General features: G+C 64.1%; 7 protein-coding genes and 1 pseudogene. 6 read left to right on the top strand and 2 right to left on the bottom strand.

Annotated features, from left to right (window positions below):
• Both CWO89_RS47285 and CWO89_RS39330 read left to right on the top strand, forming a co-directional pair.
• The coding region (locus tag CWO89_RS47285) for a hypothetical protein (RefSeq protein ID WP_207234662.1) at positions 1-343 on the top strand (343 nt) is incomplete at its 5' end.
• Between the two features lie 285 nt (positions 344-628).
• Positions 629-1,003, top strand: coding sequence for a hypothetical protein (locus CWO89_RS39330; RefSeq protein WP_130583685.1), 375 nt, complete (start codon positions 629-631; stop codon positions 1,001-1,003).
• Between the two features lie 31 nt (positions 1,004-1,034).
• Here CWO89_RS39330 and CWO89_RS39325 read toward each other — a convergent pair whose 3' ends face one another.
• Positions 1,035-2,366: a polysaccharide deacetylase family protein gene (locus tag CWO89_RS39325; protein WP_130583684.1), complete on the bottom strand. Its 1,332-nt coding sequence runs from the start codon at positions 2,364-2,366 to the stop codon at positions 1,035-1,037.
• 98 nt (positions 2,367-2,464) lie between these two features.
• Entirely contained in the window at positions 2,465-3,247 is a 783-nt protein-coding gene (locus CWO89_RS39320; protein ID WP_130583683.1) for a polysaccharide deacetylase family protein, read from the bottom strand.
• 121 nt (positions 3,248-3,368) lie between these two features.
• On the opposite strand from CWO89_RS39320, the gene mgtE reads away from it, so the two are divergent.
• From mgtE to CWO89_RS39300, 4 genes and pseudogenes are all read left to right on the top strand, one after another.
• Positions 3,369-4,790: a magnesium transporter gene (gene mgtE, locus CWO89_RS39315; protein WP_130583682.1), complete on the top strand. Its 1,422-nt coding sequence runs from the start codon at positions 3,369-3,371 to the stop codon at positions 4,788-4,790.
• A 66-nt stretch (positions 4,791-4,856) separates the two neighbouring features.
• Positions 4,857-5,153 (top strand): helix-turn-helix domain-containing protein, encoded by a 297-nt coding sequence (locus CWO89_RS39310; protein WP_130583681.1) that lies wholly within the window; start codon positions 4,857-4,859, stop codon positions 5,151-5,153.
• Between the two features lie 36 nt (positions 5,154-5,189).
• The gene (locus tag CWO89_RS39305; RefSeq protein ID WP_130583680.1) at positions 5,190-6,008 is read left to right on the top strand and encodes an aldo/keto reductase; all 819 of its coding nucleotides are present in this window, start codon (positions 5,190-5,192) and stop codon (positions 6,006-6,008) included.
• A 65-nt stretch (positions 6,009-6,073) separates the two neighbouring features.
• Positions 6,074-6,365, top strand: a pseudogene (locus CWO89_RS39300) (hypothetical protein); the annotation flags it as partial.

Below are 6,365 nucleotides of genomic sequence, written 5' to 3'. Positions count from 1 at the left end.
GAATATCCAGGTGCAGGGCAGCGCTACCGGAATTCCGGTCGTGCAAGCCCCGCCGGTTGCCGCGCTGAGTTCGGCCGGGAACGCCACTGCCGCCACTCAGCAAAGCGCGGCTCCGACGCAGTCGAACAACGATCGGCCATCGGTGATCATCGTCGAGTTTGTCGGCTTTGGCGGTGGCGACGGCTCTCCCGCCCCGAATCCGAGCCCCGAAAAGAAACGGAGCGGTGACGACCAACGAGCCCAAAACCCTGATAGCGCCTACCAGGTGCTCGGCGCGGGCGAGATGACGATGGACGAGGCGAAGCAACTGATCGCCGAACGCCGCCGTCAGATGCGGCCATAGTCGGGTTGTGGCGCGGCGTCCTGAAGCGACGTCGCGCCCGACATGGGTCAGCTCTGGCCGGACGCACCGTTTGCATCGTACAGGTTGAGCTGACGCGGCTGGATAATCTGTACGTTGTCCGCGCTGGCGCGGCGGCAAATTTTCCGGACCGAAGTCGGTCGATGGCTTTCCGTAACACCCTTCGCGTACGCTAAGGGTCTGAAAGCTCGTCGGCCGGCGATTCCGAACCCGACGAGCGCCGTCACTCACCGATCGCACGCCCGATGCGGAAATCCGGAAAACAGGATGATCCTGCTCAGCTACATCTATCGCTTCGTCTCCAACTTCGTGTTCCTGGCGCTGGTCTATTTCAGCCTCAACTTCATGGAGAAATACGAGCATCGCGCGCTCGTCGCGCTTCTGGTGCTGGTTTATGCCGCGATGCATGCGGCGTCCGCCTTGCGCTCGTTCTATTTCTTCCAGCGAATCGAACGCCTGGAAGGGGAGGCGCGTCGGCTCGGGACGGCGGTGGTCGAGGGACCAAGTTCGACAGCCTCACGCAAGCAGATCGTCGGTGCCGTTACCGAGCTGCGTCATGCCGGCGAGATCAAGTCCTATATCGACCTGCTGTTCCTGGCGCTCGTCATCCTGCTCTGCATCGCCAAGATCGTGACGAATTGAGCGGATGGCGCGGCAATCTCCGCCGCGGTCTTCAGCGCTTCGCGACCTGAAGTGCGCGTCTGTTCGGCTTCGCCTGCACGGCATGCTTGGGCACGCCACGACCCGCATGGCCTCCTTGTGGGTTCTGATGCACGGCATGCCGGGAATGCGGCGCCTGACGCGCACCGATGGTGCGGGCTCTCGCGGAGATCGGCCCCATCGCATTGGCGGCTTCAGGAGATGCTGCCACCTGTTGCGGACGTTTGGCGGGTAAATGCGACGCGAGCAGCGTCACACGCACGCCTTCGGGCATCCTGAAGACGGAGGAGGCCGGGACCGGCAGGGCCGGGCGGCTGTTCTCGGAGACCCGCAATGGCTCCGGCCATGCCGTCTGCGAGGCGATCGCGGCGCGCGGGCGGCGCAGTCGATCGAACAGGCCTGGATCACGCCAATCCAGATTCGAGAGCCCGGGTGCGGGCAGTTCCTGCGTCTGGACGAACACGAAATTCGGAATCTTCGGCCAGCGCACCGTTGCGACGGTCTCGGACGGCGGATGCAACAGCCATTGCACGGGTTCGGTCGGCGTGGCCGGCCGCTCCGGCGTCGCCGGCACCACATGGACGATCCGATAGCCGCGCGCCTTTAGCTCCTGCAGGATTTTCGGCAGCGCCGCCACCGTGCGTGGCTGGATGTCGTGCAACAGCAGGATGCCCTTGCCCTTCGCTTCCAGCCGCTGGATTGCGAGCTCGTAGACGCGCGCCGGAGGGATATGGCGCCAATCGTCGGCAACGAAATCGGCGCTCCAGTTCTGGATCTCACGCGACGCCAGATAGTTCTCGACCGCTTCGGCGCGCAGCAGCCCTGGAATGCGGAAGAAGGGCGCGAGCTTGCTCGCGTCGCCAAGCGCGGCCACCGTCGAGGCGATGCCGGCATCGACCTCCTGCTTGGCCTGCTCCATCGACATCTTGTTGAAGGTCAGCGGATGGTTCTGGCTGTGCGTGCCGACGGTGTGGCCGGCGGCGACGAGCTTGCGGACACCTTGCGGATTGGCTTTGGCCTGGCTGCCGATGATGAAGAAGGTCGCCTTCACGCACTGGCTGGCAAGAATGTCCAGCACCTGGTTGCTGTATTTCGGCAGCGGGCCGTCATCAAATGTCAGCACCACTTCGTGATCGTCCAGCGGCAGGGTCTCGGCATATTGCATGGTGCCGATCCGGGGATGCTCGCGGGGATCGACCACCAGCGTGCGCGAGGTGCCGAGCGCGTCGGGATGGCCGGGACAGTCAGCCGCGACTGCGGACTGGCTGCTCGTGCCGATTAGAATCAGCAGGGGGAGGGCAGTCCACGACCGCTTCCAAAATCCCTCGCCAACGCTAGCGATCATAACACCCTGGCTGCATTCTCTTTGTCCGACGCCAAATCCTTACAGGCGGCGTCATGAACGCCACCTTAATGCTTTGTAACCCACAGCCGTCCTTTGGTTCAATGTGTTTGATCCGACACGGTTTTCGGGCCCGGCGGCACGATATGCACAATCCTGTAATTGTGATCGCGCAGATAGCGCAAGAAGGCCGGAAGCATCGCCGCGGTGTGCGTCTTGGGATCGTGCAGCAGGATGATTCCCTTGCCGGCGGCGTTCAGGCGCCCAGTCAGAATCTTCAGCTCCTCCTCCGGCGTCATCTTGTTCCAGTCGCTTGCCCAGAGGTCGGCGCCGAACACCGCGATCCCGCGCTTCTCCAGGTTCGCGAGCGTCTCCGGCGACATCTCGAAATAGGGGAAGCGGAAGAACGGCGTGCTCGGCGTCGTGGTCGCGCGCCCATGCAGCGCCGTTTCGACCGCGGCGATGCCCTTGTCGATCTCGCCAATGGCGTCGTCCGGTTTCATGTATTTGAGGTTGTGATGCGTCCATGTGTGGTGGGCGACCGTGTGGCCGAGTGCGGCGATCTGGCGGACCAACTCCGGATGCTCGGAGGCCGGCTTTCCAATCATGAAGAAGGTGGCGCGCACGCATTCATGGGCGAGTGCCGCGAGAATCTTCCGATCGGTTGACGGCCATGGCCCATCGTCGAACGTCAACACCACCTCGTGATCCTGCAGGGGCAATGTGTCCGGAAAGCTCTTGGTGCCGACGCGCGGATAGGTCGCGGGATCGACGGTCAGGACGCGCGACGTTCCAAGCGCATCCTTGCGCGGGCATTCGTCGGCGGCGTGCGCCGCGCCGGTCCACGCGAGCAGGGCAAGAATGGCTGCACCGAACGTTCTCATAAGCACACCTGTTCTTCGCGATTGGCGATATTTGGCATTGCGCGTGACGCGGCCGATTGGGTAATGCGTGCAACGATAACTCAGACGAGTTCCTTCCTTCTGTCAAACGGTGAGGCGCGGCATGGCCGAGAATATCGACGCTGCCAATCCCGCCGAAGCGTCCGTCCTCGAGCGGCTGCCCATGCGGGACGAGGAGGGGCAGCTCCGCCACGAATTCGTCGAAAATATTGCGAGCGCGATCCACGCGGCCGACCGGCCGTTCCTGTGCGAGGTCGTGGCCGAACTGCATGAGGCGGATCTCGGCGATCTCATCGCAGCGCTCGCGCCGGAAGACCGCGTCAGCCTTGTCGAGATCACCGGCACCGATTTCGACTTCTCGGCACTGAACGAGGTTGACGATGCTGTTCGCGAGGAAATCCTCGAAGAGCTCGAGCCGGAGACCGTTGCGGAAGGCGTTCGCGAGCTGGAATCCGATGACGCCATCGAGCTTCTCGAAGGTCTCGACGAGGAGGACAAGGAGGAGATCCTCGACAGGCTGCCGCCGTCGGAGCGCGCAGAGCTCGAGCGCAGCCTGCTGTATCCGGACAATTCCGCCGGCCGGCGGATGCAGACCGAGTTCATCGCGGTGCCGCGAGATTGGACGGTGGAGCAGACCATCGACTACATGCGCGAGACGCCCGACCTGCCGCACCGGTTCTACGAGATTTACGTAGTCGACAGCGACAGGCACTGGATGGGCGCCGTACCGCTCGACGTGCTGCTGCGCTCGCGCCGCCCGGTGCCGCTCACCGATCTGATCGACGAAGATCGCCGCCGCGTTTCCGCCCTGGAGGACCAGGAAGAGGTCGCACGGATGTTCGGCAAGTACAATCTGGTGGCCGCGCCCGTGGTCGACACCACAAACCGGCTGGTCGGCGTCATCACGATCGACGACGTCGTCGACGTCATCGAGGAGAAGGCTGACGAAGACCTCAAGGCGCTCGGTGGTGTCACCAGCCACGAAGAGTTGTCGGACAATGTCTGGACGATCGCGCGAGGGCGCTTCAATTGGCTGCTGGTCAACCTCGCGACCGCCTTTCTTGCGTCCTCCGTGCTCGGCCTGTTCGAAGGCCAGCTCGAAAAGATGGTGGCGCTTGCGGTGTTGGCGCCGATCGTCGCCAGTCAGGGCGGCAATGCCGCGACCCAGACCATGACGGTCGCCGTGCGTGCGCTGGCCACCCGCGAGCTCGGATCCTACAACGCCGTTCGCGTCATCCTGCGCGAGGTCATGGTTGGCCTCGTCAACGGCCTTGCCTTTGCCGTCATCACCGGCATCGCCGCGGTCGCCTGGTTCAAGATTCCGGGCCTTGGCGTGGTAATCGGGCTCGCCATCGTCTGCAACCTGGTTGCCGGTGCGCTCGGCGGGATTTTGATCCCGATGGTGCTGGAGCGCGTGCGCGCCGATCCGGCGGTTGCGTCCGGCACCTTCGTTACCACGATCACGGATGTGGTCGGCTTCTTCTGCTTCCTCGGCATCGCCACTTTGTGGTTCGGCCTGAATTAGCACCTTGCTTAGCGTTAAGCGGCCCTTAAGTCGGTTCGCCCACAATGCGGCTTTCCGGAGCAGACCATGAAGCGTTTGCGGCTGAAAGCGGATGGACGGATCGTCGAGCTGCGCGACGGGCAGGAGTTCCCGCTCGCGCCCGAGACACCGACCGGGCCGCTCACGGTCCGCGATCTCCGCCGTCGATCGCACCTGACCCAGCTCGAATTCGCCGCCAAGCTCGGCGTGCCAGTGGAAACGATCCGCAACTGGGAGCAGGGCAAGCGCGCCCCACGCGGACCGGCACGGGCGCTTCTGGCGGTCATCGCCCATTCGCCGGAAACGGTATTCGCGGCGCTGGCGACAGAGGCCTCTGCGGCGTGAGTTGGCAGCGGAGCTGCGGCGGCCCATAATGGGCGCATGAACATCATCGAAGCCAACGGCGCCAGGATCCCGGCGATCGGGCTCGGCACCTGGGAATTGCGCGGACGCACCTGCGCGCGGATCGTCGAGCAGGCGCTCAGGCTCGGCTATCGCCACATCGACACCGCGCAGATGTACGACAACGAGCGCGAGGTCGGCGAGGGGTTGCGCGCGTCCGGCGTGAGGCGCGACGACGTCTTCATCACGACCAAGGTCTGGACCACCCATTTCAGGCCCAACGACCTGGAGCGTTCGGCCAAGGAAAGCCTGGCGCGGCTGCGGCTGACCGAAATCGATCTCTTGTTGCTGCACTGGCCGAACCCGCAGGTGCCGCTCGCGGAAACGATGGGTGCGCTGGCGCATGCCAAACAGCTTGGGCTCGCACGCCATATCGGGGTGTCCAACTTCACGATCGCCTTGATCGAGGAGGCGGTGGCGGCTTGCGCGGAGCCGTTGGTGTGCGACCAGGTCGAGTATCATCCCTATCTCGATCAGGCGAAGGTGAAGGCTGCCTGCGCCCGGCACGGCATGGCGCTGGTCGCCTATAGCCCGATCGCGAAGGGCCGCATCCGGAACGACCGTGCATTGGCGCGGATCGGCGACTGCTATCGCAAGACGGCGGCCCAGGTTTGCCTGCGCTGGCTGGTGCAGCAGAATGTTGCCGCGATCCCGCGGACATCGAAGCTCGAACGGCTGTCTGAGAACATCAACGTCTTCGATTTCGAATTGTCGGAGGACGACATGAGCCTGATCTCGGCCATGGGCAGCGCCTCAAGCCGCCTCACTGATTTCGGCTTCGCGCCGAAATGGGATTGAGACACCCCTCGATTGCCCGCTATGCTGATGACGGGCAGGGGGCTGTCAAACCTGATCAGTTGCGAATGAACCTGCGGGAGCTCATTCCTGTGGACGTGACGGCGTCGGCGGTTGCGCACGTGTCCGTGCTGGCCCTGGTGCTGCTGCTGTCCGAAGTCCATCCGTTTGACGTCGTGGCGGCCGACACCGTCCCGGTCGACATCGTCACGCCGCAGGACATCGAGAAGGACATCGAGAAAAAGCCCGAACCGACCCCATCGCCGTCGCCTTCTCCGTCGCCGTCAATCGATCTGTCCGCGCTCCAACAGCCGCCTGTAAGCACGCCGCCTCCACCGGCGCCGCAGCCGGCAGCGTCGG

Source organism: Bradyrhizobium sp. Leo170, assembly GCF_004296405.1.
GTDB lineage: Bacteria > Pseudomonadota > Alphaproteobacteria > Rhizobiales > Xanthobacteraceae > Bradyrhizobium.
The sequence above is the reverse complement of the archived record's forward strand: the minus strand, read 5'-3'. Positions and strand labels throughout refer to the sequence as shown.